This is a genomic window from Streptomyces bugieae (genome assembly GCF_036352915.1).
GTDB lineage: Bacteria > Actinomycetota > Actinomycetes > Streptomycetales > Streptomycetaceae > Streptomyces > Streptomyces endophytica.
Map to the genome: position 1 here is coordinate 1 of NZ_JAZBJP010000043.1, position 22,937 is coordinate 22,937.

Consider the following 22,937-nt stretch of genomic DNA (forward strand, 5'->3'; position numbering starts at 1 on the left):
CCTGCGGCGGGCTGGGTGGTTTGTGGGTGCGGGGACGGGCCTCCGGGGCCGGTTGTGTGGACTGCTGACGCTTTACGTCCACACAACCGGCCCCTCCGGCCCGTCCCCTCCCGTGAGAGGGGAAGTTAAGGACGGTGGGGGTGCACGTGACGTCCACGTGCCGACAACACCACGCCCGCCGCCAGGCGCAACGGCGAGACGTCCCGCGGCGGGAGAGACGGGTACGTACGGGGCGCCGCAAAGCGCAGCGGAACGGTACGTGGGGCTACTGCCGCCGCAACAGGCGGGACGCCCCCGCTGCCACCGTTGTTGCCAGGACCCAGCCCGCCAGGATGAGGATCGCCGCTGCCCATTGGGCGGTTCCTCCTGGTTTCCAGGCGGCGTCCTGGTTGAGGTCTATGACGGGGAGGAGGAGGTCGAGGGAGTAGAGGTACGGGTTCCAGGGGGGTGCCTCGCCCGCCTTGAGGGGTGGGGGCGGGGTCGTCGAGAAGTAGGCCGTGCCGATGGCCCAGAGGATGGCCATCCAGACCGCGGCGCGGCCGGGGCGGTAGCCGTAGGCGACGGTCCAGTCCTGGAGGAAGCCCCACGCCTTCGCGGCCAGCGGCAGCGTCTCGCGGCGGCGGCGCTGCTTGGCCAGCAGGACCTCGCGGGCGTCGGAATCCTCGCCGCTGGCGCGCAGCGAGGCGGCGAGCATTTCGTAGGGCTCGGGCGCGTATTCGGGGGTGGCCGCGGCGACCCACTGGAGGCGCAGCGCCAGCGGGAAGTGGCCGCGCGGGATCAGCGTCTCGTACGCGAAGCCGGCCATCCACAGGCCGCCCAGGCCGGGCCAGCTCGCGGATTTGTCGACGAGGTTGACGACCCGGGCGCCGGAGAGGATCACCCGGCCGCGCTGCGGCCGCTCGCCGAGGAAGCGCAGCTCCGGCGTCTGGATCCGGCGCAGCGACAGCTCCTGGTCGGACTCCATGACGAACCGCGCGTGCTCGAAGTCGACCGCGTCGCCGAACCGGCCGTCGTCCAGCCGCATCCCGCCCTCGCACTCGAAGCGCTGCATACGGGTGCCGCGGGGCGGGGTGTTGGTGATGCCGTACGGGGGAGTGGTGCCGCTGGAGAACGGGGAGTTCGCCAGGCCCGCGGCGGTCAGATAGAGGGTGCGCTCGACGGTCAGCTGCGGGGCGTTCAGCGCCCGGCGGCCGAACGGGTTGCTCAGGTGGCTGCCGCGCAGGCTCAGCGACACCCCGACCGTGGCGCCGCGCAGCGACAGCTCGCCATAGGACTCCAGCATCTCCGCCTGCAGGTCCTGGGCCACGGTCAGGCCGTCCGCCATGATGGACCGGCCCTGGCGGTCCTTGTGCACGACGGTCTGGTTGAGCATGAGGTCGGTGCCTATGTGGGCGTCGGTGAGGCGGATGCCGGACTGCACCACGCACCGCGGCAGATGCAGATCGCCCTCGGTGTGCAGCCGGGCGGCCTCCAGCCGGGGTATCGCGCAGTTCACCATCCGCAGCGTGCTGAACCGGCTCTCCGGCAGCACCACCTCGGCCTCGAAGCGGCAGTCCCGCAGCTCCACGAATGGCTTGATCGTGCCGCCCGCCACGTCGAGAGTGTCCGTGATGTACGCGCCGGTCAGCTTCAGCGCCGACACCCGGCCCGGCTGCGCCGGCGGTCCGTCGAGCAGCAGCAGCGCCACCACGCGGGCCCGCACCCGGCGCTCCGGGCCCCACAGGTGCTGCCCGTGCGGATCGTCGCGGACCGGGTCCCCGATGTGCAGATCGCAGGTGCTGCCGTTGCGGAACGCCTGCCACATGCTCCACTCCGCCGAGGTCAGCCGCAGGTCGGCGGGCGCGTCGCCGTCCCTGGTCTCCGTCACTGTGTCCCCCTTGCCATTCCGTGGTCCGCCGCGGCGCGTGCCTGCCCCGCCGTCTTCGCGTGTCGCAACCTGTTCGGACGCATCCCGTGCGCCGGTCCGCGCGCGTCCCACAGCCGCTCCCGCAGGTCTCCCCGTACGCCGCTACGTGGCCCTTGCCCGCCCGGTGACCGGTTGAACACGCGTGGTCAGGGCCAACTCCGGTCAACTTCAGGGCGCCGGGTCACCCTGCGTCCGGCCCCCGCGTCGCTGTGTATCACTGAGTGATACGGGCGGCCGGGCGCAGGATCGGGTCTGAGACACTGGGGGCGTGATCTCCCGAATCGATCTGCGCGGTGACGCCCTTCCCGAGGGCGGCGCCCTGCGCGACCTGCTGCCCCGTGCCGAGTTCGACGTGGAAGCCGCCCTGGAGAAGGTGCGGCCGATCTGCGAGGACGTGCATCATCGTGGCGACGCGGCGCTGATCGAGTACGCGGAGAGGTTCGACGGGGTCACGCTCGACCAGGTCCGGGTGCCGGCCGCCGCGCTGACCCGTGCCCTGGAGGAGCTCGACCCGGCCGTGCGCGCGAGCCTGGAGGAGTCCATCCGGCGCGCCCGCATCGTCCACCGCGCCCAGCGCCGCGCCCCGCACACCACCCAGGTCGTCCCCGGCGGCACGGTCAGCGAGAAGTGGGTGCCGGTCGAGCGGGTCGGGCTGTACGCCCCGGGCGGCCGCTCGGTCTACCCGTCGTCCGTGATCATGAACGTGGTGCCGGCCCAGGAGGCCGGTGTCGAGTCGATCGCGCTTGCCTCCCCGGCCCAGGCCGACTTCGGCGGGCTGCCGCACCCGACGATCCTCGCCGCGTGCGCGCTGCTCGGCGTGGACGAGGTCTACGCGGCCGGCGGCGCCACCGCCGTCGCGATGTTCGCGCACGGCACCGAGTCCTGCCCGCCCGCGAACATGGTCACCGGCCCCGGCAACATCTGGGTCGCCGCCGCCAAGCGCTACTTCACCGGCAAGATCGGCATCGACGCCGAGGCCGGACCGACCGAGATCGCCATCCTCGCCGACGACACCGCCGACGCCGCGCACGTCGCCGCCGACCTGATCAGCCAGGCCGAGCACGACCCGCTGGCCGCCGCGGTCCTCGTCACCGACTCCGTGGAGCTCGCCGAGGCCGTCGAGAAGGAGCTGGAGCCGCAGGTCGCCGCGACCCGGCACGTCGACGACCGGATCGTCCCGGCGCTGTCCGGCAGGCAGTCCGCGATCGTCCTGGTGGACGGCGTCGAGGAGGGCCTGCGGGTCGTCGACGCGTACGGCGCGGAGCACCTGGAGATCCAGACCGCGGACGCGGCCGCCCTCGCCCAGCGGGTGAAGAACGCCGGCGCGATCTTCGTCGGCCCCTGGGCGCCGGTCTCGCTCGGGGACTACTGCGCGGGCTCCAACCACGTCCTGCCCACCGGCGGCTGCGCCTGCCACTCCTCGGGACTGTCCGTGCAGTCGTTCCTGCGCGGCATCCACATCGTCGACTACACCAAGGACGCGCTGGCCGAGGTCGCGCACCACGTCGTGACGCTGGCCGAGGCCGAGGACCTGCCCGCACACGGGGCGGCCGTCAAGGCCCGGTTCGGCTGGAAGGTCCCCGAAGGCAAGTGACGCGAACGAAGCAAGGCACCGCACCCATGACCCGCAACTCCGCAGTGGCCGGCCTGGACGACCTCCCGGTGCGCGACGAACTGCGCGGCAAGTCCCCTTACGGCGCCCCGCAGCTGGACGTCCCGGTACGGCTGAACACCAACGAGAACCCCTACCCGCTGCCCGAGCCGCTGGTCGAGCGGATCGCGGAGCGGGTGCGCGAGGCCGCCCGCGACCTCAACCGCTATCCGGACCGGGACGCGGTCGAGCTGCGCACCGAGCTGGCCCGCTACCTCACCCGCACCGGCCGGTACGAGGTCGGCATCGACAACGTCTGGGCCGCCAACGGCTCCAACGAGGTCATCCAGCAGCTGCTGCAGACCTTCGGCGGGCCGGGCCGCACCGCGATCGGCTTCGAGCCCTCGTACTCGATGCACTCGCTCATCGCGCGCGGCACGGGCACCGGCTGGATCTCCGGTCCGCGCAACGACGACTTCACCATCGACGTGCCGGCGGCCGAGCGCGCCATCGCCGAGCACCGCCCCGACGTCGTCTTCATCACCACCCCCAACAACCCCACCGGCAACGCCGTCCCGGCCGAGGCGGTGCTCGCCCTGTACGAGGCGGCCCAGGCGGCCAAGCCGTCGATGGTCGTGGTCGACGAGGCGTACATCGAGTTCAGCCACGGCGACTCGCTGCTGCCGCTGCTCGCCGGGCGGCCCCACCTCGTCATCTCCCGCACGATGTCGAAGGCCTTCGGCGCGGCCGGGCTGCGCCTCGGCTACCTCGCCGCGGACCCGGCGGTGGTGGACGCGGTCCAGCTCGTCCGGCTGCCGTACCACCTCTCGGCGGTCACCCAGGCCACCGCGCTGGCCGCGCTGGAGCACACCGACACCCTGCTGGGGTACGTCGAGCAGCTCAAGCAGGAGCGCGACCGGCTGGTCGACGAACTGCGCGCCATCGGCTACGACGTGACGGAGTCGGACGCCAACTTCGTCCAGTTCGGGCGGTTCGACGACGCCCACGCGGTCTGGCAGCAGATCCTCGACCGCGGCGTGCTGGTCCGCGACAACGGCGTACCGGGATGGCTGCGGGTCTCCGCGGGCACCCCGGCGGAGAACGACGCGTTCCTCGACGCGGCCCGTGAACTAGTGAAGTTCGTGGGGGACACCCCCACACCCCTGAAGGAGCAGAGCGCATGAACCGCGTCGGGCGCGTGGAGCGCACCACGAAGGAAACCTCCGTGCTCGTCGAGATCGACCTCGACGGCCGGGGCGAGGTCGACGTGTCGACGGGTGTCGGCTTCTACGACCACATGCTCGACCAGCTCGGCCGGCACGGCCTGTTCGACCTCAAGGTCAAGACCGACGGCGACCTGCACATCGACACCCACCACACCATCGAGGACACCGCCCTCGCGCTCGGTGCCGCCTTCAAGAAGGCCCTCGGCGACAAGTCCGGGATCTACCGCTTCGGCAACTGCACCGTCCCGCTGGACGAGTCGCTCGCCCAGGTGACCGTCGACCTCTCCGGCCGCCCGTACCTCGTGCACACCGAGCCCGAGAACATGGCGCCGATGATAGGCAGCTACGACACGACGATGACCCGGCACATCTTCGAGTCCTTCGTCGCCCAGGCGCAGATCGCCCTGCACATCCACGTCCCGTACGGGCGCAACGCCCACCACATCGTGGAGTGCCAGTTCAAGGCCCTGGCCCGGGCCCTGCGCTACGCCAGCGAGCGCGACCCGCGCGCGGCCGGGATCATCCCGTCGACCAAGGGAGCCCTGTGAACGGCCTGTCGACCGTCTTCATCCTCCTCGGGCTCTTCCTCCTCGGCGGCGTCTACTCCTTCTGGAAGCAGCAGCTGCCCAAGAGCCTGATCGTGCTGCTCTCCGTCGGCTCGGCGATGTGCCTGGCCGCCGGTGTGCTGCGGCTGGAGGTGTGGAATTGACCGCTCCGTCCTCCCGTAAGAAGGTCGTCGTCCTCGACTACGGCTTCGGCAACGTCCGCTCCGCGGAGCGCGCGCTGGCGCACGTCGGTGCGGACGTGGAGATCACCCGGGACTTCGACCGGGCGATGAACGCCGAGGGGCTGCTGGTCCCCGGCGTGGGCGCGTTCGCCGCCTGCATGCGCGGGCTGAAGGAGGCCCGCGGCGACTGGATCGTCGGGCGCCGGCTGGCCGGCGGCCGCCCGGTCATGGGCATCTGCGTCGGCATGCAGGTCCTCTTCAACCGCGGCATCGAGCACGGCGTGGAGACCGAGGGCCTGGACGAGTGGCCCGGCACGGTCGGCCCGCTCAAGGCCGACATCGTCCCGCACATGGGCTGGAACACCGTCGACGCCCCCGAGGGCTCGCAGCTGTTCGCCGGGCTGCCCGCCGACGCCCGCTACTACTTCGTGCACTCCTACGCGGTGCACGACTGGGAGCTGGAGATCGGCAACCCGCACCTCGCCGCGCCCAAGGTCACCTGGGCCACGCACGGCGAACCGTTCGTGGCCGCGGTCGAGAACGGCCCGCTGTGGGCCACCCAGTTCCACCCCGAGAAGTCCGGCGACGCCGGTGCCCAGCTCCTGACCAACTGGATCGAAACGCTGTGAACGCTGTGAACACGCTTGAACTGCTGCCCGCCGTCGACGTCCGCGACGGCCAGGCCGTCCGCCTGGTGCACGGCGAGTCCGGCTCGGAGACCTCCTACGGCGACCCGCTGGCGGCGGCCCTCGCCTGGCAGCGTGCCGGCGCCGAGTGGCTGCACCTCGTCGACCTCGACGCGGCCTTCGGCACCGGCGACAACCGCGCGCAGATCGCCGAGGTGGCCCGCTCGATGGACATCAAGGTCGAGCTGTCCGGCGGCATCCGCGACGACGCCTCGCTCGCCGCGGCGCTGGCCACCGGCTGCACCCGGGTCAACATCGGCACCGCGGCGCTGGAGAACCCCGAGTGGGTCGCCAAGATCATCGCCGAGTACGGCGACCGGATCGCGGTCGGCCTGGACGTCCGGGGGACGACGCTGCGCGGCCGCGGCTGGACCCGCGACGGCGGCGACCTCTACGAGACGCTGGCCCGTCTGGACTCCGAGGGCTGCGCCCGCTACGTCGTCACCGACATCAACAAGGACGGCACCCTCCAGGGCCCCAACCTGGAGCTGCTGAGGAACGTCTGCGCCGCCACCGACCGCCCCGTCGTCGCCTCCGGCGGTGTCTCCTCCCTCGACGACCTGCGGGCCATCGCGGGCCTGGTGCCGGAGGGCGTCGAGGGCGCCATCGTCGGCAAGGCGCTCTACGCCAAGGCGTTCACCCTGGAGGAAGCCCTGGAGGCGGTGTCCCGATGAGCGAGGCCGTGCGGCGCGTCCAGTCCGACAGCCCCTGGGAGGGGGCCTTCGGCCATGCACGTGCCGTCGCGGCCGGGGACCGGGTCCTCGTCGCCGGCACCCTGCCGTTCACCGGCACGGTGCTGCACGGCGAGGGGGACCCGTACGAACAGGCGCTCGCGGCCTTCCGGCAGGGCCTCGACGCGCTGCGGGAATTCGGCCTGGGCGCCGAATCCGTCATCCGCACCCGTATGTACCTCACCCACGTGCGTGACGTGGACGCCGTCGGCCGGGCCCACAAGGAGCTCTTCGACGCCGTGCGGCCCGCCGCGACCATGGTCGTGGTCTCCGGCTGCGTCGATCCGCGGGTGCTGGTGCAGGTCGAACTCGAAGCATTCCGCGACAGCGCAACCCCGGGGAGCGCACCCCGGGCCCCCGAAGGAGATCCGCGATGACCCTGGCGGTCCGAGTCATCCCTTGCCTGGACGTCGACAACGGCCGGGTCGTCAAGGGCGTCAACTTCCAGAACCTCCGCGACGCCGGCGACCCCGTCGAGATGGCCAAGATCTACGGCGACGAGGGCGCCGACGAGCTGACCTTCCTCGACATCACCGCCTCCTCCGGCAACCGCGAGACCACCTACGACGTGGTCCGTCGCACCGCCGAACAGGTCTTCATCCCGCTGACCGTCGGCGGCGGCGTCCGCACCCCCGAGGATGTCGACAAACTCCTGCGGGCCGGCGCCGACAAGGTCGGCGTCAACACCGCCGCCATCGCCCGCCCCGACGTGATCCGCGAGATCGCCGAACGCTTCGGCAGCCAGGTCCTGGTCCTGTCGGTCGACGCCCGCCGCACCGACGCCGGCACACCGTCCGGCTTCGAGGTCACCACCCACGGCGGCCGCCGCGGCACCGGCATCGACGCCGTCGAATGGGCCCACCGCGCCGCCGAACTCGGCGCCGGCGAGATCCTGCTGAACTCCATGGACGCCGACGGCACCAAGGACGGCTACGACGTCGAGATGATCGAGGCGGTCCGCAAGCACGTCACCATCCCGGTCATCGCCTCCGGCGGCGCCGGCCGGCTCTCCCACTTCCCCCCGGCCGTCGCCGCCGGCGCCGACGCGGTCCTCGCCGCCTCCGTCTTCCACTTCGGCGACCTCCGCATCAGCGAGGTCAAGCAGACCCTGCGCGAGGCGGGGCACCCGGTGCGCTGACCACGGTGCCCCGCCCCGGCGCGGGCGGGGCGCTCAGCGCCCCTTCCGGGCCGCCCGGACGAACTCGCGGTTCATCTTCGTGATGCTGAACAGCGGGATGCCCTTGGGGCAGGCGGTGGCGCACTCGCCGGTGAGGGTGCAGCCGCCGAAGCCCTCCTCGTCCATCTGGGACACCATGTCCAGCACCCGGGACGCGCGTTCCGGGGCGCCCTGCGGCAGGACGCCCAGGTGGTTGACCTTGGCGGAGGTGAAGAGCATCGCCGCCCCGTTCGGGCAAGCGGCGACACACGCCCCGCAGCCGATGCACTCGGCGTGCTCGAAGGCGAAGTCGGCGTCCGGCTTCGGCACGGGCGTCGCGTGCGCCTCCGGCGCGGAGCCGGTCGGGGCGGTGATGTAGCCGCCGGCCTGGATGATCCGGTCGAAGGCCGAGCGGTCGACGACGAGATCCTTGATCACGGGGAAGGCGGAGGCCCGCCACGGCTCGATGTCGAGGGTGTCGCCGTCCTGGAAGGACCGCATGTGCAGCTGGCAGGTGGTGGTGCGCTCCGGGCCGTGCGCCTCGCCGTTGATGACGAGCGAGCAGGCGCCGCAGATGCCCTCGCGGCAGTCGTGGTCGAAGGCGACGGGTTCCTCGCCGGACAGGATGAGCTGTTCGTTGAGGACGTCCAGCATCTCCAGGAAGGACATGTCGGGCGAGATGCCGTCCACCTCGTACGGGGACATGGCACCTTCGGTGCCGGCGTTCTTCTGGCGCCAGACGCGCAGGGTGAGCCTCATGCGTAGCTCCGCTGGGTGGGGTGGACGTACTCGAAGACCAGGTCTTCCTTGTGCAGGGTGGGTGCCTCGCCGGTGCCGGTGAACTCCCAGGCGGCGGCGTAGGAGAACGCGTCGTCCTCGCGGGCCGCTTCGCCGTCCGGGGTCTGGGACTCCTCGCGGAAGTGGCCGCCGCAGGACTCGGCCCGGTGCAGCGCGTCGAGGCACATCAGCTCGGCGAGCTCCAGGTAGTCGACGATCCGGTTGGCCTTCTCCAGCGACTGGTTGAACTCCTCGCCGGTGCCGGGCACCTTGATGCGGCGCCAGAACTCCTCGCGGATCTGCGGGATGCGCTCCAGCGCCTTCCGCAGCCCCGCGTCGCTGCGGGCCATGCCGCAGAACTCCCACATCAGCTCGCCGAGTTCGCGGTGGAAGGAGTCCGGCGTGCGGTCGCCGTCGACGGCCAGCAGGAGGTGCAGCCGGTCCTCGGTCTCGGCGAGGACCTCCTGGACGACCGGGTGGTCGGCGCCGATCTCGTCCTCGTGCGGATGGCGCGCCAGGTAGTCGTTGATCGTCGACGGCAGGACGAAGTAGCCGTCGGCCAGGCCCTGCATCAGCGCGGACGCGCCGAGCCGGTTGGCACCGTGGTCGGAGAAGTTGGCCTCGCCGATCGCGAACAGGCCGGGGACGGTGGTCGCCAGGTCGTAGTCGACCCACAGGCCGCCCATCGTGTAGTGCACGGCCGGGTAGATCCGCATCGGCACCTCGTACGGATCCTCGTCGGTGATCCGCTGGTACATGTCGAAGAGGTTGCCGTACCTGGCCTCCACGGCCGTGCGGCCCATCCGCGCGATCGCGTCGGCGAAGTCCAGGTAGACGCCCTGCCCGCCGGGGCCGACGCCGCGGCCCTCGTCGCAGACGTTCTTCGCGGCGCGCGAGGCGATGTCGCGGGGGACGAGGTTGCCGAAGGACGGGTAGATGCGCTCCAGGTAGTAGTCGCGCTCGTCCTCGGGGATCTCGGCGGGCGGCCGGGTGTCGCCCTTGGCCTTCGGCACCCAGATCCGGCCGTCGTTGCGCAGCGACTCACTCATCAGCGTCAGCTTCGACTGGTGGTCGCCGGTGCGCGGGATGCAGGTCGGGTGGATCTGCGTGAAGCACGGGTTGGCGAAGTACGCGCCGCGCCGGTGCGCCCGCCAGATCGCGGTCGCGTTGGAGTTCATGGCGTTCGTCGACAGGTAGAAGACGTTGCCGTAGCCGCCGGAGGCGAGCACCACCGCGTCCGCGAAATACGTGTCGATCGTGCCGGTGATCAGGTCGCGGGCGACGATGCCGCGGGCCCGGCCGTCCACGACGATCAGGTCCAGCATCTCGGTCCGCGGGTGCATCGTGACGTTCCCGGCCGCGATCTGCCGGGACAGCGCCTGGTAGGCGCCGAGCAGCAGCTGCTGGCCGGTCTGGCCGCGGGCGTAGAAGGTGCGGGAGACCTGGACGCCGCCGAAGGAGCGGGTGTCGAGCAGCCCGCCGTACTCGCGGGCGAACGGCACGCCCTGGGCCACGCACTGGTCGATGATCTCGACCGATATCTGCGCGAGCCGGTGCACGTTGGACTCGCGGGCCCGGAAGTCGCCGCCCTTGACGGTGTCGTAGAAGAGCCGGTGGACCGAGTCGCCGTCGTTGCGGTAGTTCTTCGCCGCGTTGATGCCGCCCTGCGCGGCGATGGAGTGCGCCCGGCGCGGGGAGTCCTGGTAGCAGAACTGCTCGACGTGGTAGCCCTGTTCGGCGAGCGTGGCACCGGCCGCACCGCCGGCGAGCCCGGTGCCGACGACGATGACGGTGTGCTTGCGGCGGTTGGCCGGGTTGACCAGCTTCGCCTCGAAGCGGCGGGTGTCCCAGCGCTCGGCGACCGGTCCGGCCGGCGCCTTGGTGTCGGCGACCGGCTCCCCGGTCGCGTAGTCGGCGTAAGGAGACATGGTCAGCTCACCACTTGGGTCATGACGGCGACGGGTACGGAGACGAAGCCCACCGTCAGCACCAGCGCGAGGACGTTGGCGGTGGTCTTCAGGAAACGGTCACGGGTGCGGCTGCCCACGCCGAGGCTCTGCGCGGCGCTCCAGAAGCCGTGCCGGACGTGCAGGCCGAGCGCCAGCATCGCGACGATGTAGAGGACGTTGCCGTACCAGGTGGAGAAGGTGTCCACCACGTTCCGGTACGGGTGGCCGGGCCGGAAGCCGGGGTGCACGGTGCCGGTCGTCAGGTCGAGCAGGTGCCAGACGAGGAACAGGCCGAGGATGATCCCGCCCCAGCGCATGGTGCGCGTCGCGTAGCTGGCCCGCCGCTTCTTGTGCACGTACTTGGTGGGGCGCGCCTTGATGTCGCGGCGGCTGAGCTGGTACGCGGACGTGGCGTGGGCGACGACGGCGACGAGGAGCACGACGCGGACCAGCCACAGCGTCCACTCGTAGTGCATGAACGGCTCGCCGACCACCCGCAGCCAGTGCGCGTAGTGGTCGAACTCGCCCGGCCCGAAGAAGATCTTCAGGTTCCCGATCATGTGGACGACCAGGTAGAGCAGCATGACCAGCCCGCTCACGGCCATCACGGTCTTCTTGCCGACGGAGCTGTCCCACAGGGTGCGCCCGCCCGTCGCCCGGCCACCACCCCTCATCGAGCGCTGTCGCGCGCTGCCCGTCTTCGACGGCCGTCGGTCCGTCCGTATGCCCAGTGCCATGGATCCCGACCGTAAGGAGCGCCCCGTCATCAGTCCAAGACATGCTCCGGCTCATCTCCATAGGCTGAGGCTATCGATGCCTTACATTCCCCTTATGCAGCTGCAGCAGCTCCGCTACTTCACCGCGGTCGCCGACACCCGCCACTTCACCCGCGCCGCCGAGCGCGAACACGTCGCCCAGCCCTCGCTCTCCCAGCAGATCCGGTCCCTGGAACGGGAGCTGGGCGCCGAGCTCTTCCACCGCGCCCGCGGCCACATCACCCTCACCGACGCCGGCGAGACCCTGCTGCCGCTCGCCCGCCGGATCCTCGCCGACGCCGAGACCGCCCGCCGCGAGGTCCAGGAGGTCGCCCAGCTGCGCCGCGGCCGGCTCCGGCTCGGCGCCCCGCCCAGCCTCTGCGCCAGCCTCGTCCCCGACGTCCTGAGCGCCTTCCACGCGACCTACCCCGGCGTCGACCTGATCGTCACCGAGGACGGCTCCCAGGACCTGGTGCGCGCCCTGGCCGACGGCGCCCTCGACCTCGCCCTGATCATCACCCCGCTGCCCGTCCAGGCCCCCGCCCTGGCCACCTCCGAGCTGCTGCGCGAGGAACTGGTCGTGGTCTCCGCCCCGGACCGCCCCGCCCCGGTGACCGGCCGGCGCACCCGGATCCACGTCGAGGACCTCCGCGGCCGCCCGCTGGCCATGTTCCGCCGCGGCTACGACCTGCGGGAATTCACCACCGCCGCGTGCCGCGCGGCCGGCTTCGAGCCGACCTTCACCGTCGAGGGCGGCGAGATGGACGCGGTCCTCGGCTTCGTCCGCGCCGGCCTCGGCATCGCCGTCGTGCCCAGCATGGTCGCCGAGCGCTCCGGCCTGCGCATCACGCCCTTCGCCACCCCCGGCATGCACCGCGTCGTCTCCGTCGCCCACCGCGGCGACGTCTCCCCGTCCCGCGCCGCCCGCGAACTGGAACGCATCCTCAAGGAACACCTGGGCCTCGGGCCGTCCGCCGCCCCTCGCCCGCGCCCCGGCCCGCCGCGGGGTCCGCGCGGCGCCGTGGCAGGTGATCGCGACCGGCCGTAGGCTGGCCGTTATGTCGACCCATGCGAAGCGTGAACGACTCCTCCTCGCCGACCTGTTGGAGAGCGCCGGGCCCGAGGCGCCGACGCTCTGTGCGAACTGGACCACCCGGGACCTGGCCGCGCACGTGGTCGTCCGTGAGCGGCGCGCCGACGTGGCCGGCGGGCTGCTGGTCAAACCGCTGGCGGGCCGGCTGGAGCGGGTGCAGGCGGAATTCGCGGCCAAACCGTACGGCGAGCTGATCCACCTGATCCGGACCGGCCCGCCCAGGCTGTCGCCGTTCGCGCTCAAGCCGATCGACGAGGCGTCCAACACCGTCGAGTTCTACGTCCACGCCGAGGACGTCCGGCGCGCCCGCCCGGAGTGGACCCCGCGCGAGGTGGACCCCGTCTTCGCGGACGCGCTGTGGGCCCGGATCGAGCGGATGGCCCGGGTGCTGGGCCGCAGATCACCGGTCGGGCTGGTGCTGCGCCGCCCGGACGGACGCACGGCGGTCGCCCACCGCGGCACACCGGTGGTCACGGTCGTCGGCGAGCCCGGCGAGCTGACGATGTTCGCCTTCGGCCGGCAGCAGGTCGCCGATGTGCAGCTGGACGGCGACAAGGAAGCGATCGACCGGCTGCTGGCGGCGAAGCTCGGCATCTGACCGGCGGCTGCGGGCCACCGGGCCCGGGCCGCCGGGCCCTCAGCGGTGCAGCAGCACCAGCACGACCACCACCGCCACCACCACCGCCGCCGCGAACACCGCCCCCAGCACCCGCGCCGCCACCCGCGCGGCCCGGTCCGGCTCCGGTGGCGGGGGCGGTGGTACGGGCGGCGGCGGTTGCGGGGGCATATCTGCAGGATGACAGGGTCCGCACGGCACAATGGAGCCATGAGCAGCAGCCGCACGCCCCTCGCCGACTCCGCACTGGACCCCGCGATCGCCGCCCGCCTCAAGCGCGGCGCCGACGGCCTGGTGCCCGCCATCGCCCAGCAGTACGACACCGGTGAGGTGCTGATGATGGGCTGGATGGACGACGAGGCGCTGCACCGCACGCTGACCAGCGGACGCTGCACGTACTGGTCCCGCAGCCGCCAGGAGTACTGGGTCAAGGGCGACACCTCCGGCCACGTCCAGTACGTCAAGTCGGTCGCCCTGGACTGCGACGCGGACACCCTCCTGGTGAAGGTCGACCAGGTCGGCGCCGCCTGCCACACCGGCGCCCGCACCTGCTTCGACGCCGATGTGCTGACGACCGGGGACCCCCGGGACCAGTAGGCTCCGCTGCCATGACCACGGGAACCACCGGCACCGCCCATCCGGACCTCGACACCTTCCGCACGCTCGCCAAGGACCGGCGGGTCATCCCCGTCACCCGGCGCCTGCTCGCGGACGGCGACACACCGGTCGGGCTGTACCGAAAACTCGCCGCCGAGCGCCCCGGCACCTTCCTGTTGGAATCCGCCGAGAACGGCCGCACGTGGTCGCGCTACTCCTTCGTCGGCGTCCGCAGCGCCGCCACCCTCACCACCCGCGACGGCCGGGCGCACTGGCTCGGCACCCCGCCGGTCGGCGTGCCCACCGACGGCGACCCGCTCGCCACCCTGCGCGCCACCGTCGAGACGCTGCACACCCCGCGCGACCTCATCGAGGGCGCGGGCCTGCCGCCCTTCACCGGCGGCATGGTCGGCTACCTCGGCTACGACATCGTGCGCCGCCTGGAGAAGATCGGCGACAGCACCGCCGACGACCTCCGGCTGCCCGAGCTGACCATGCTGCTCACCTCCGACCTCGCCGTCCTCGACCACTGGAACGGCACGGTCCTGCTGATCGCCAACGCGATCAACCACAACGACCTCGACACCGGCATCGACGAGGCGTACGCCGACGCGGTGGCCCGCCTGGACACCATGGCCGACGACCTCGCCCGGCCCGCGCCGCCCAGCGCCGCCGCGCTGCCGCCGTCCGAGGTCCCCGCGTACACCGCCGAATGGGGCGGCCCCGCCTACCAGGACGCCGTCGACGACATCAAGGAGCGCATCCGGGCCGGCGAGGCCTTCCAGGTGGTGCCCTCCCAGCGCTTCGAAACCCCCTGCACCGCAAGCGCGTTGGACGTCTACCGCGTGCTGCGGGCCACCAACCCCAGCCCGTACATGTACCTCTTCCGCTTCGAGGCCGCCGACGGCAGCGCCTTCGACGTGGTGGGCTCCAGCCCCGAGGCGCTGGTGAAGGTCGAGGGCGGCCGGGCCATGGTCCACCCCATCGCCGGCACCCGCCCGCGCGGTGCGTCCGTCCAGGAGGACCAGGCCCTCGCCGACGAGCTGCTGGCCGACCCCAAGGAGCGCGCCGAGCACCTGATGCTGGTCGACCTGGGCCGCAACGACCTCGGCCGGGTCTGCGCACCGGGCAGCGTCGAGGTCGTCGACTTCATGTCCATCGAGCGCTACAGCCACGTGATGCACATCGTCTCGACGGTCACCGGCGAGGTTGCCGAGGGCCGCACCGCTTTCGACGTGCTCACCGCCTGCTTCCCGGCCGGCACCCTCTCCGGCGCGCCCAAGCCCCGCGCCATGCAGATCATCGAGGAGCTGGAGCCGACCAGGCGCGGCCTGTACGGCGGCTGCGTGGGCTACCTCGACTTCGCCGGCGACTCCGACACCGCCATCGCGATCCGCACGGCGCTGCTGCGGGACGGCACCGCCTACGTCCAGGCGGGCGCCGGCGTGGTCGCCGACTCCGACCCGGTGGCCGAGGACACCGAGTGCCGCAACAAGGCGGCGGCGGTGCTCCGCGCCGTGCACACCGCCAACCACCTGGGGCGCTAGCCGCCCGCCCGTCCGGTACCACCCCCGCGCACCGGCCCCCTCCGGCCGGTGCGCGATAGTGGTACGCGTGAGTGCCGCACCGCAGACCCCCGCCGCCACCGAGTCCTCGGACGCCACCGAGTCCCCGGACACCGCGCCTCCGGCCGAGACCGCGCCCCCGGCCGGCACCCCGTCGGGTCCGGCCCGGCCCGCCGGCGGCGCCCGGCGCAGCCTCGCGCTCGCGCTGCTGACCGGCGCGGCCGGCGCCGGCCTGGCCCTGCTGGCCTCCGGCCGCACCTGGGCCCGCGGCTCCGCGGTGCTGGCCCAGGGCGAACTGCCGCGCACGGTCACCGGCGCCGATGTCACCGGCGTGCCCGGCGCACTGGCCGTGGTCGGCCTGGCCGCGCTGGTCGCCGTCTTCGCGGTCCGCCGGGCCGGCCGCATCGCGGTCGCCACGCTGCTCGCGCTCAGCGGCACCGGCATCGTCGTCGCCGCCGTGCTCGGCAACTCCGACACCTCCGCACTGCGCGAGAAGGCGGCCACCGCCGTCGGCCTGACCGGTGCCGATGTGCATCACGTCACGCACACCGGCTGGCCCTGGGTGGCCGCGGCCGGCGGTCTGCTGCTGCTCGTCGCCGGCGTCCTGGCGCTGGTGTTCGGGCGCCGCTGGCCTGCGATGTCGGGCCGTTACGAGCGCACGCCCGGCGGCGCCCGCGGCCCGCGCCGCGCCCCGGCGGCCCCGGACCTGGACCGCCCGGAGGAGATCTGGAAGTCCCTGGACCGCGGTGAGGACCCCACCCGGTAAAGGGGCCCCGCCCGGCATCGGTGACAATGGACGCCGAGGATCACCGCGCCCGGACCCCGGCGCGATAGAGCAACGAGGAGCACTCATGTCGAGCAGTGGCCACGGACACACCCCCGCAGCCTGGACGGGCGTCATCATCTCGTTCATCGGCTTCTGTGTCGCCGGAGCCTTCATCGTGCTGGGGAGCGTGCCCGGCTTCTGGGCCGGCATGGTGCTCATCGGTGCCGGCGCCGTGGTGGGCGGTCTGATGCGCGCGGCCGGCCTGGGCCAGGAGCCCAAGGGCGCGGCCAAGGCCCGCACCCCCCAGGCGCAGCCGCAGGAGGGCTGAGCCCGCCCCGCACCGGGTGATCCTCCGGACCGCCCTGCCCCCGAAGGCGCCGCTTCCCGGCCCGTACGCACCCCGCGGGTGCCGTACCCGCCGTCCGTGTCCACTCCGTACGGCGGCCGAGAAGCTGCGCCTTCGCGCGTATCCGCGCACAATCGGCACGTGAGCGATCGCGCGGCCGGTGCCCGGCCCCCAGCTCCGCCGGCAGCCCCGCCGGCGGCCGGACTGCCCCGCCGCCTCCGGGCCCCGCTGGGCACGCTGACCGCCGCCCTCGCGGCCTTCGGCTACGTCGGCGCCGTCGATCCCAACCAGCCCGGCCACTACCCCGTGTGCCCGCTGCGGCACCTCACCGGCGTCCTCTGCCCGGCCTGCGGCGGGCTCCGCAGCGCCCACGCCCTCGCCCACGCGGACCTGGCCGCCGCCCTGGCCGCCAACGCCCTCCTGGTGGCCGCCTGTGCCGCCGGCGCGGCCTTCTGGGCGGTCTGGGCCGGCCGGGCGGCCCGCGGGCTCCGCACGGCCGGACCGCGGCCGCGCGCCGTGCACTGGTGGGCGCTGGGCGGCCTGCTGCTGGTCTTCACGACCGTCCGCAACCTCCCCTTCGGCAGTGGTCTGGCGCCATGAGCCGCCGGCGCGGAGGTGTCCAGCTTGTGGGACCACGGTCAACCGGATGCGGGACCTGCATCCCGTGGCGGATACCATCGGAGTGCCGGATGGGGCAGTGCGTCCCACGGGCCACTGTCCACCTCCCCCGCTCAAGAAGGAGGCCGCTCGCGTGAGTGTGCTCGACGAGATCATCGACGGGGTCCGCGCCGACCTGGCCGAGCGGCAGGCGCGCACCTCCCTCGACGAGCTCAAGGAGCGGGCCCGCAAGGCACGCCCCGCGATGGACGGTGTCGCGGCACTCAAGGGCGAGAGCGTCACGGTCATCTGCGAGGTCAAGCGCTCCAGCCCCTCCAAGGGCGCGCTGGCCGCGATCGCCGACCCGGCCGGCCTGGCCGCGGACTACGAGGCCGGCGGCGCCGCGGTGATCTCCGTACTGACCGAACAGCGCAAGTTCGGCGGTTCGCTGGCCGACCTGGAGGCCGTCCGGGCCCGGGTCGACATCCCCGTGCTGCGCAAGGACTTCATCGTCACCGCCTACCAGCTGTGGGAGGCCCGCGCCTACGGTGCCGACCTCGCGCTGCTGATCGTCTCCGCGCTGGAGCAGGAGGCGCTGGTCTCGCTGATCGAGCGGGCCGAGTCGATCGGGCTGACGCCGCTGGTCGAGGTGCACGACGAGGAAGAGGTCGCCCGCGCGGTGGACGCCGGCGCCCGGATCATCGGCGTCAACGCCCGCAACCTCAAGACGCTGGAGGTCGACCGCGGCAACTTCGCCCGGGTCGCCCCCGAGATCCCGGACCACATCGTCAAGATCGCCGAGTCCGGTGTCCGCGGACCGCACGACCTGATCGCGTACGCCAACGACGGCGCGGACGCGGTCCTGGTCGGCGAGTCGCTGGTCACCGGCAAGGACCCCAAGACCGCGGTGGCCGACCTGGTCGCCGCCGGTTCCCACCCGGCGATCCGCCACGGACGGGCCTGAGGCCCCGGACGCCCCGGATGACCGCCATCGCCTTCCGCATCCGCCGCCCCGGCCCGGGCCACCGCCCCGGGCCGGCGGCGCTGCTCGCCGCTGCCCCCGGCGACGGCCGGCATGCGGGACTGGGCCGCGGCTGCCGGCCGCGCGGCTGCCGCGCGCCGGCCCGCCGGGTCCGCGGACGGCGGGTGCGCTACCACATCGGCTCGGAGCCGGGACAGATCAACGGGCGCCGATGGCGCAGCGCTGCCGCACGCTGATCCGGGACGGACGTCCGTCCCCGGTACCGGCCTGCGCGGCAGTCTCTCCCGTAGCGTGATGTCCGAAATCCGATAGTGCGGGGCGTACGCCCCGATCGAGGAGCGCGTTTCATGTCCTCCGATTTCTTCCTTCCCGACCCCGACGGGCAGGTGCCCAGCCCCGAGGGCTATTTCGGCGCCTTCGGCGGCAAGTTCATCCCCGAGGCGCTGGTCGCCGCGGTCGACGAGGTCGCGGCCGAGTACGAGAAGGCCAAGGCCGACCCGGCGTTCGCGGCCGAGCTCAACGACCTGATGGTCAACTACACCGGGCGCCCCAGCGCGCTCACCGAGGTGCCGCGCTTCGCCGAACACGCCGGCGGCGCCCGGGTGTTCCTCAAGCGCGAGGACCTCAACCACACCGGCTCGCACAAGATCAACAACGTGCTGGGCCAGGCGCTGCTCACCAAGCGCATGGGCAAGACCCGGGTCATCGCCGAGACCGGCGCCGGCCAGCACGGCGTCGCCACCGCCACCGCCTGCGCCCTCTTCGGCCTCGACTGCACCATCTACATGGGCGAGGTCGACACCCAGCGGCAGGCGCTCAACGTCGCCCGGATGCGGATGCTCGGCGCCGAGGTCATCGCCGTGAAGTCCGGCAGCCGCACCCTCAAGGACGCCATCAACGAGGCGTTCCGCGACTGGGTCGCCAACGTCGACCGCACCCACTACCTCTTCGGCACGGTCGCCGGCCCGCACCCCTTCCCGGCCCTGGTGCGCGACTTCCACCGCGTCATCGGCGTCGAGGCCCGCCGGCAGATCCTGGAGCGCGCCGGCCGCCTGCCGGACGCCGCGCTGGCCTGCGTCGGCGGCGGCTCCAACGCCATCGGACTGTTCCACGCCTTCCTGCCCGACACCGACGTCCGGCTGATCGGCTGCGAGCCGGGCGGCCACGGCGTCGAGACCGGCGAGCACGCCGCCACCCTCACCGAGGGCACCCCCGGCATCCTGCACGGCTCGCGCAGCTACGTCCTCCAGGACGAGGACGGCCAGATCACCGAGCCGTACTCGATCTCGGCCGGCCTGGACTACCCCGGCATCGGCCCCGAGCACGCCTACCTCAAGGACGTCGGCCGCGCCGAGTACCGCGCCGTCACCGACGACGCCGCGATGCAGGCACTGCGGCTGCTGTCGCGGACCGAGGGCATCATCCCGGCCATCGAGAGCGCCCACGCGCTGGCCGGTGCCCTGGAGGTCGGCCGCGAGCTGGGCGCCGACGGCCTGCTGCTGGTCAACCTCTCCGGCCGCGGCGACAAGGACATGGACACCGCGGCGCGGTACTTCGGGCTGTACGACGGAAAGGGCGGCGCCGACGTCAACGGCGCGGTCCAGCCGACCGGCGAGGGGGAGAAGTGATGGCAGGCAACATCGAACTGCTCGATTCCGTACTGGCCCAGGCCAAGGCGGAGAACCGCGCCGCGCTGGTCGGCTACCTCCCGGCCGGCTTCCCGACCGTCGACGGCGGCGTCCGCGCGATGACCGAGATGCTGGACGGCGGCTGCGACATCGTCGAGGTCGGCCTGCCGCACAGCGACCCGGTCCTGGACGGCCCGGTCATCCAGACCGCCGACGACATCGCGCTGCGCGGCGGCATCAAGATCGTCGACGTCATCCGCACGGTCCGCGACGTGCACGCCGCCACCGGCGCACCGGTGCTGTGCATGACGTACTGGAACCCCGTCGACGCCTACGGTGTCGAGCGGTTCGCCGCCGACCTGGCCGAGGCCGGCGGCGCCGGCTGCATCCTGCCGGACCTCCCCGTCGAGGAGTCCGAGGTGTGGCGCAAGGCCGCCGAGCAGCACGGCCTGGCCACCGTCTTCGTGGTCGCGCCGAGCAGCCGGGACGAGCGGCTCGCCAAGATCACCGCGGCCGGCAGCGGCTTCGTCTACGCCGCCTCGCTGATGGGTGTCACCGGCACCCGCGAGTCCGTCGGCCGGGAGGCCCAGGAGCTCGTGGTGCGCACCCGCGCCACCACCGAGCTGCCGGTCTGCGTCGGGCTGGGCGTCTCCAACGCCACCCAGGCCGCCGAGGTGGCCCAGTTCGCGGACGGGGTGATCGTCGGCTCGGCGTTCGTCAAGCGGCTGCTGGAGGCCGACGGCGACGAACAAGCCGGTCTCGCCGGGGTGCGCGCCCTGGCGGGCGAGCTGGCCGAGGGCGTGCGCAAGCGCTCCTGAGGCCGCAGGCCGGGAAGGACAGCCGCAGGCCGGAAGGGACAGCCGCAGGCCGGGAGGGACAGCCGCCGGCCGGGCGGACCTCCACGGCGGCACGGAACGCCGTCCCTCGATAGGGCGAACATCGGTGCGGAGGGGTGCGACGGCACCCCTCCGCTTCGTTTGTCAGGGGCGTGAGCCAGAAGAACCAAGAGGGTAAGAGAAGCGCCCGCGAGCGGCTGCAGGCCCAGCGGGAGAAGGAGCAGGCGCGCGCCCGGCGCGGCCGGCAGGCGATCGTGGCCGGGGCGGTGCTGGTGGTGCTGGCCATCGCCGGCGGCATCACCGCCTGGGTGATGTCGTCGGGCAGCGGCGGCAGCAGCTCCGACAACGAGACGGCCCTGCCGAAGCAGGCCAGCGGCGGCGACCGACCAGCCGTCACGGTGGGCGCACCGAACGCCCCCTCCACCCTCACGGTGTGGGAGGACTTCCGCTGCCCCGCCTGCCAGCAGTTCGAGACCGGTTTCCGCCCGGTGATCCACGAACTCCAGGACCAGGGCCGGCTGAAGAGCGAGTACCACCTCGTGACGATCATCGACGGCAATGCCGGCGGCAAGGGCTCCCTCAACGCCGCCAACGCCGCGCTGTGCGCCCAGGACGCCGGACGGTTCCGCGACTTCCACGACGTCCTCTACGCGAACCAGCCGCCCGAGCAGGAGGACAAGTTCGCCGACAAGAAGGTCCTCCTCCAACTGGCCGGCAAGGTCAAGGGCCTGACCACCCCCGCCTTCACCGCATGCGTCAACGACGGCAAATACGACGCCTTCGTCCGCAAGTCCAACGACGCCTTCGCCTCCTCCGGATACCGCGGCACCCCGACCGTCCTGCTCAACGGCAAGGACCTGTCCAAGGTCAAGGGCGGCCGGATGACCCCGGCGGACCTGAAGCAGATGGTCCTCGACGCCGACAAGGGCAAGCAGCCGGGCACCGGCGCCCCGTCCGCCCCCGCCTCGCCGGGCCACGGCGGATCGTCGGGCCACCGCGCATCACGGGGCCACCACGCCTCACCCGCCACGAGTGCCTCGCCCGGCACGGGCGCCGGCGCCGCACCCGGCACCGGCGCGCACGCCCACCGGGGGGCCGCGGCCTCGCCCGCCTTCTGACCACACAGCGTCACGACGCACCGGCGGGGTCGTTACGGAGCCGTTGCCGGGCGGGTTGTCGCCGACCCGGCCCGGCGCGGTAGCGTCGTCCCTGCCATGGAACTCGCATTCATTCCCAGCCCGTCGGTCGGCGTCGTACACCTCGGCCCGATCCCGCTGCGCGGCTACGCGTTCTGCATCATCATCGGCGTCTTCGTGGGCGTCTGGCTCGGCAACAAGCGCTGGGTCCAGCGCGGCGGCCGCTCCGGCACGGTCGCGGACATCGCCGTGTGGGCCGTGCCCTTCGGGCTGGTCGGCGGCCGCCTCTACCACGTCATCACGACGTACGAGCCGTACTTCGGCAAGGACGGGCACCCGCTCAACGCCTTCAAGGTGTGGGAGGGCGGCCTGGGCATCTGGGGTGCGGTGGCGCTCGGCGCGGTCGGTGCCTGGATCGGCTGCCGCCGCCGCGGCATCCCGCTGCCGGCCTACGCCGACGCGCTGGCGCCGGGCCTGGCGCTGGGCCAGGCGATCGGCCGCTGGGGCAACTGGTTCAACCAGGAGCTCTACGGCAAGCCCACCGACGTCCCCTGGGCGCTGAAGATCAGTTCCGACCCGGCCATCGGACGCGTCGGCGGCACGTACCACCCGACCTTCCTCTACGAGTGCCTGTGGTGCATCGGCGTCGCGGCGCTGGTGATCTGGGCCGACAAGCGCTTCCGGCTCGGCCACGGACGGGCCTTCGCGCTGTACGTCGCCGCCTACTGCGCGGGCCGCGCCTGGATCGAGTACATGCGGGTCGACGAGGCGCACCACATCCTGGGCCTGCGGCTGAACGTCTGGACCGCGCTGATCGTCTTCGTCCTGGCCGTGGTCTACTTCGTGGTCTCCGCCAAGAAGGTGCCCGGCCGCGAAGAGGTCGTCGAGCCCGGTGCGCTGGAGGAGCGCGCGGCCGCGGAGGCCGCCGCGGCCGGCAAGGACGGCGGGGAGGGCGAGCCCACCGACGGCGCCTCCGCGGAAGCCGAGGACGGGGGCCGGGACAAGGTCTCGGTCGACAAGCCCGCCGCGAAGGCCGACAAGCCCGCCGCGAAGACGGAGAAGCCCGCAGGCAAGACGGAAAAGACCGAGCAGGCGGAAAAGGCGGAGCAGGCGGACCCGGCGCGGGACGGGAAGCCGGAGGCGGCGGCCGCCGACGAGCCGGTTGCTGACGCGCCGGCCGCCGAGGCCGCGGACAGCAAGAAGTCGTGAGGATCGGGATCTGACCTTTTTCGAGGCCTGAGGCGGCCCGGGACCCGGTGTCCCGGGCCGCC

At 72.7% G+C, this 22,937-nt stretch carries 26 protein-coding genes; 21 read left to right on the top strand and 5 right to left on the bottom strand.

Going from position 1 to position 22,937, the window contains the following annotated elements:
• Positions 1 to 265: 265 nt before the first annotated feature.
• Complete coding sequence (locus V2J85_RS35905; protein WP_261952037.1) at positions 266 to 1,867, bottom strand: oxidoreductase; 1,602 nt, start codon at positions 1,865 to 1,867, stop codon at positions 266 to 268.
• A gap of 307 nt (positions 1,868 to 2,174) precedes the next feature.
• On the opposite strand from V2J85_RS35905, the gene hisD reads away from it, so the two are divergent.
• Genes hisD through hisF form a run of 8 tightly spaced genes read left to right on the top strand, consistent with a single transcriptional unit; the run spans position 2,175 to position 8,005 of the window.
• On the top strand, positions 2,175 to 3,500 hold the full coding sequence (gene hisD, locus V2J85_RS35910) for a histidinol dehydrogenase (protein ID WP_261952038.1): 1,326 nt from the start codon (positions 2,175 to 2,177) through the stop codon (positions 3,498 to 3,500).
• Positions 3,501 to 3,526: 26 nt separating this feature from the next.
• A complete protein-coding gene (locus tag V2J85_RS35915) occupies positions 3,527 to 4,681 on the top strand; it encodes a histidinol-phosphate transaminase (protein ID WP_261952039.1) in 1,155 nt (384 codons plus the stop codon).
• Complete coding sequence (gene hisB, locus V2J85_RS35920) at positions 4,678 to 5,271, top strand: imidazoleglycerol-phosphate dehydratase HisB (protein WP_330823870.1); 594 nt, start codon at positions 4,678 to 4,680, stop codon at positions 5,269 to 5,271. The genes V2J85_RS35915 and hisB overlap by 4 nt, the downstream gene beginning before the upstream one ends.
• A complete protein-coding gene (locus tag V2J85_RS35925; RefSeq protein WP_030413628.1) occupies positions 5,268 to 5,432 on the top strand; it encodes a hypothetical protein in 165 nt (54 codons plus the stop codon). The genes hisB and V2J85_RS35925 overlap by 4 nt, the downstream gene beginning before the upstream one ends.
• Positions 5,429 to 6,079 (top strand): imidazole glycerol phosphate synthase subunit HisH, encoded by a 651-nt coding sequence (gene hisH, locus V2J85_RS35930; RefSeq protein ID WP_410011160.1) that lies wholly within the window; start codon positions 5,429 to 5,431, stop codon positions 6,077 to 6,079. The genes V2J85_RS35925 and hisH overlap by 4 nt, the downstream gene beginning before the upstream one ends.
• Before the next feature lie 5 nt (positions 6,080 to 6,084).
• Complete coding sequence (gene priA / locus V2J85_RS35935; RefSeq protein ID WP_330823871.1) at positions 6,085 to 6,810, top strand: bifunctional 1-(5-phosphoribosyl)-5-((5-phosphoribosylamino)methylideneamino)imidazole-4-carboxamide isomerase/phosphoribosylanthranilate isomerase PriA; 726 nt, start codon at positions 6,085 to 6,087, stop codon at positions 6,808 to 6,810.
• Positions 6,807 to 7,244 carry a Rid family hydrolase gene (locus V2J85_RS35940; RefSeq protein ID WP_330823872.1) on the top strand — a complete coding sequence of 146 codons (438 nt, stop codon included), beginning with the start codon at positions 6,807 to 6,809 and terminating at the stop codon, positions 7,242 to 7,244. The genes priA and V2J85_RS35940 overlap by 4 nt, the downstream gene beginning before the upstream one ends.
• Positions 7,241 to 8,005 carry an imidazole glycerol phosphate synthase subunit HisF gene (gene hisF, locus V2J85_RS35945; RefSeq protein WP_261952044.1) on the top strand — a complete coding sequence of 255 codons (765 nt, stop codon included), beginning with the start codon at positions 7,241 to 7,243 and terminating at the stop codon, positions 8,003 to 8,005. Before V2J85_RS35940 ends, hisF begins: the two co-directional genes overlap by 4 nt.
• Positions 8,006 to 8,038: 33 nt before the next feature.
• Here the strand turns inward: hisF and V2J85_RS35950 are convergent, their stop codons facing one another.
• From V2J85_RS35950 to V2J85_RS35960, 3 genes are read right to left on the bottom strand one after another with little or no spacing between them, the layout of a single operon-like run.
• A complete protein-coding gene (locus V2J85_RS35950; RefSeq protein WP_330823873.1) occupies positions 8,039 to 8,782 on the bottom strand; it encodes a succinate dehydrogenase/fumarate reductase iron-sulfur subunit in 744 nt (247 codons plus the stop codon).
• Positions 8,779 to 10,728: a fumarate reductase/succinate dehydrogenase flavoprotein subunit gene (locus V2J85_RS35955; protein WP_330823874.1), complete on the bottom strand. Its 1,950-nt coding sequence runs from the start codon at positions 10,726 to 10,728 to the stop codon at positions 8,779 to 8,781. Before V2J85_RS35955 ends, V2J85_RS35950 begins: the two co-directional genes overlap by 4 nt.
• Before the next feature lie 2 nt (positions 10,729 to 10,730).
• Positions 10,731 to 11,486 carry a succinate dehydrogenase gene (locus V2J85_RS35960; protein ID WP_410011161.1) on the bottom strand — a complete coding sequence of 252 codons (756 nt, stop codon included), beginning with the start codon at positions 11,484 to 11,486 and terminating at the stop codon, positions 10,731 to 10,733.
• A 94-nt stretch (positions 11,487 to 11,580) separates the two neighbouring features.
• Between V2J85_RS35960 and V2J85_RS35965 the strand changes: the two genes are divergently transcribed.
• Both V2J85_RS35965 and V2J85_RS35970 read left to right on the top strand, forming a co-directional pair.
• A complete protein-coding gene (locus tag V2J85_RS35965) occupies positions 11,581 to 12,552 on the top strand; it encodes a LysR family transcriptional regulator (protein ID WP_261952047.1) in 972 nt (323 codons plus the stop codon).
• A 10-nt stretch (positions 12,553 to 12,562) separates the two neighbouring features.
• Entirely contained in the window at positions 12,563 to 13,195 is a 633-nt protein-coding gene (locus V2J85_RS35970) for a TIGR03085 family metal-binding protein (protein ID WP_330823875.1), read from the top strand.
• A 39-nt stretch (positions 13,196 to 13,234) separates the two neighbouring features.
• On the opposite strand, the gene V2J85_RS35975 is transcribed toward V2J85_RS35970, so the two are convergent.
• Positions 13,235 to 13,384 carry a hypothetical protein gene (locus tag V2J85_RS35975; protein WP_158795122.1) on the bottom strand — a complete coding sequence of 50 codons (150 nt, stop codon included), beginning with the start codon at positions 13,382 to 13,384 and terminating at the stop codon, positions 13,235 to 13,237.
• 39 nt (positions 13,385 to 13,423) lie between these two features.
• Here V2J85_RS35975 and hisI point away from each other — a divergent pair, with 39 nt between their 5' ends.
• From hisI to lgt, 11 genes are all read left to right on the top strand, one after another.
• The gene (gene hisI, locus V2J85_RS35980; RefSeq protein WP_261952049.1) at positions 13,424 to 13,810 is read left to right on the top strand and encodes a phosphoribosyl-AMP cyclohydrolase; all 387 of its coding nucleotides are present in this window, start codon (positions 13,424 to 13,426) and stop codon (positions 13,808 to 13,810) included.
• A gap of 11 nt (positions 13,811 to 13,821) precedes the next feature.
• Entirely contained in the window at positions 13,822 to 15,357 is a 1,536-nt protein-coding gene (locus V2J85_RS35985; protein ID WP_330823876.1) for an anthranilate synthase component I, read from the top strand.
• A gap of 67 nt (positions 15,358 to 15,424) precedes the next feature.
• Complete coding sequence (locus tag V2J85_RS35990) at positions 15,425 to 16,141, top strand: TIGR02234 family membrane protein (RefSeq protein ID WP_410011162.1); 717 nt, start codon at positions 15,425 to 15,427, stop codon at positions 16,139 to 16,141.
• Between the two features lie 85 nt (positions 16,142 to 16,226).
• Positions 16,227 to 16,469: an HGxxPAAW family protein gene (locus tag V2J85_RS35995; RefSeq protein WP_261952052.1), complete on the top strand. Its 243-nt coding sequence runs from the start codon at positions 16,227 to 16,229 to the stop codon at positions 16,467 to 16,469.
• A gap of 159 nt (positions 16,470 to 16,628) precedes the next feature.
• Positions 16,629 to 17,087 carry a DUF2752 domain-containing protein gene (locus V2J85_RS36000; RefSeq protein WP_419836864.1) on the top strand — a complete coding sequence of 153 codons (459 nt, stop codon included), beginning with the start codon at positions 16,629 to 16,631 and terminating at the stop codon, positions 17,085 to 17,087.
• Positions 17,088 to 17,238: 151 nt separating this feature from the next.
• Positions 17,239 to 18,048, top strand: coding sequence for an indole-3-glycerol phosphate synthase TrpC (trpC, locus tag V2J85_RS36005; protein ID WP_261952054.1), 810 nt, complete (start codon positions 17,239 to 17,241; stop codon positions 18,046 to 18,048).
• Between the two features lie 17 nt (positions 18,049 to 18,065).
• Positions 18,066 to 18,302, top strand: a complete 237-nt coding sequence (trpM, locus tag V2J85_RS36010) for a tryptophan biosynthesis modulator TrpM (RefSeq protein WP_330823877.1) — start codon at positions 18,066 to 18,068, stop codon at positions 18,300 to 18,302.
• 111 nt (positions 18,303 to 18,413) lie between these two features.
• On the top strand, positions 18,414 to 19,694 hold the full coding sequence (trpB, locus tag V2J85_RS36015) for a tryptophan synthase subunit beta (protein ID WP_330823878.1): 1,281 nt from the start codon (positions 18,414 to 18,416) through the stop codon (positions 19,692 to 19,694).
• Positions 19,694 to 20,512, top strand: coding sequence for a tryptophan synthase subunit alpha (gene trpA, locus V2J85_RS36020; RefSeq protein WP_261952057.1), 819 nt, complete (start codon positions 19,694 to 19,696; stop codon positions 20,510 to 20,512). Before trpB ends, trpA begins: the two co-directional genes overlap by 1 nt.
• A 170-nt stretch (positions 20,513 to 20,682) precedes the next feature.
• On the top strand, positions 20,683 to 21,648 hold the full coding sequence (locus V2J85_RS36025) for a DsbA family protein (protein WP_261952058.1): 966 nt from the start codon (positions 20,683 to 20,685) through the stop codon (positions 21,646 to 21,648).
• 96 nt (positions 21,649 to 21,744) lie between these two features.
• Positions 21,745 to 22,875 (top strand): prolipoprotein diacylglyceryl transferase, encoded by a 1,131-nt coding sequence (lgt, locus tag V2J85_RS36030; protein WP_261952059.1) that lies wholly within the window; start codon positions 21,745 to 21,747, stop codon positions 22,873 to 22,875.
• Positions 22,876 to 22,937 lie beyond the last annotated feature (62 nt).

What these genes read in the sequence shown, in the direction of transcription:
- V2J85_RS35915 (WP_261952039.1), top strand. Translation starts at nt 3,527, where the DNA reads ATGACCCGCAACTCCGCAGTGGCCGGCCTGGACGACCTCCCGGTGCGC.
- hisB (WP_330823870.1), top strand. Translation starts at nt 4,678, where the DNA reads ATGAACCGCGTCGGGCGCGTGGAGCGCACCACGAAGGAAACCTCCGTG.
- V2J85_RS35940 (WP_330823872.1), top strand. Translation starts at nt 6,807, where the DNA reads ATGAGCGAGGCCGTGCGGCGCGTCCAGTCCGACAGCCCCTGGGAGGGG.
- hisF (WP_261952044.1), top strand. Translation starts at nt 7,241, where the DNA reads ATGACCCTGGCGGTCCGAGTCATCCCTTGCCTGGACGTCGACAACGGC.
- V2J85_RS35950 (WP_330823873.1), bottom strand. Translation starts at nt 8,782, where the DNA reads ATGAGGCTCACCCTGCGCGTCTGGCGCCAGAAGAACGCCGGCACCGAA.
- V2J85_RS35955 (WP_330823874.1), bottom strand. Translation starts at nt 10,728, where the DNA reads ATGTCTCCTTACGCCGACTACGCGACCGGGGAGCCGGTCGCCGACACC.
- V2J85_RS35960 (WP_410011161.1), bottom strand. Translation starts at nt 11,486, where the DNA reads ATGGCACTGGGCATACGGACGGACCGACGGCCGTCGAAGACGGGCAGC.
- V2J85_RS35965 (WP_261952047.1), top strand. Translation starts at nt 11,581, where the DNA reads ATGCAGCTGCAGCAGCTCCGCTACTTCACCGCGGTCGCCGACACCCGC.
- V2J85_RS35970 (WP_330823875.1), top strand. Translation starts at nt 12,563, where the DNA reads ATGTCGACCCATGCGAAGCGTGAACGACTCCTCCTCGCCGACCTGTTG.
- V2J85_RS35975 (WP_158795122.1), bottom strand. Translation starts at nt 13,384, where the DNA reads ATGCCCCCGCAACCGCCGCCGCCCGTACCACCGCCCCCGCCACCGGAG.
- hisI (WP_261952049.1), top strand. Translation starts at nt 13,424, where the DNA reads ATGAGCAGCAGCCGCACGCCCCTCGCCGACTCCGCACTGGACCCCGCG.
- V2J85_RS35985 (WP_330823876.1), top strand. Translation starts at nt 13,822, where the DNA reads ATGACCACGGGAACCACCGGCACCGCCCATCCGGACCTCGACACCTTC.
- V2J85_RS35995 (WP_261952052.1), top strand. Translation starts at nt 16,227, where the DNA reads ATGTCGAGCAGTGGCCACGGACACACCCCCGCAGCCTGGACGGGCGTC.
- trpM (WP_330823877.1), top strand. Translation starts at nt 18,066, where the DNA reads ATGACCGCCATCGCCTTCCGCATCCGCCGCCCCGGCCCGGGCCACCGC.
- trpB (WP_330823878.1), top strand. Translation starts at nt 18,414, where the DNA reads ATGTCCTCCGATTTCTTCCTTCCCGACCCCGACGGGCAGGTGCCCAGC.
- trpA (WP_261952057.1), top strand. Translation starts at nt 19,694, where the DNA reads ATGGCAGGCAACATCGAACTGCTCGATTCCGTACTGGCCCAGGCCAAG.
- lgt (WP_261952059.1), top strand. Translation starts at nt 21,745, where the DNA reads ATGGAACTCGCATTCATTCCCAGCCCGTCGGTCGGCGTCGTACACCTC.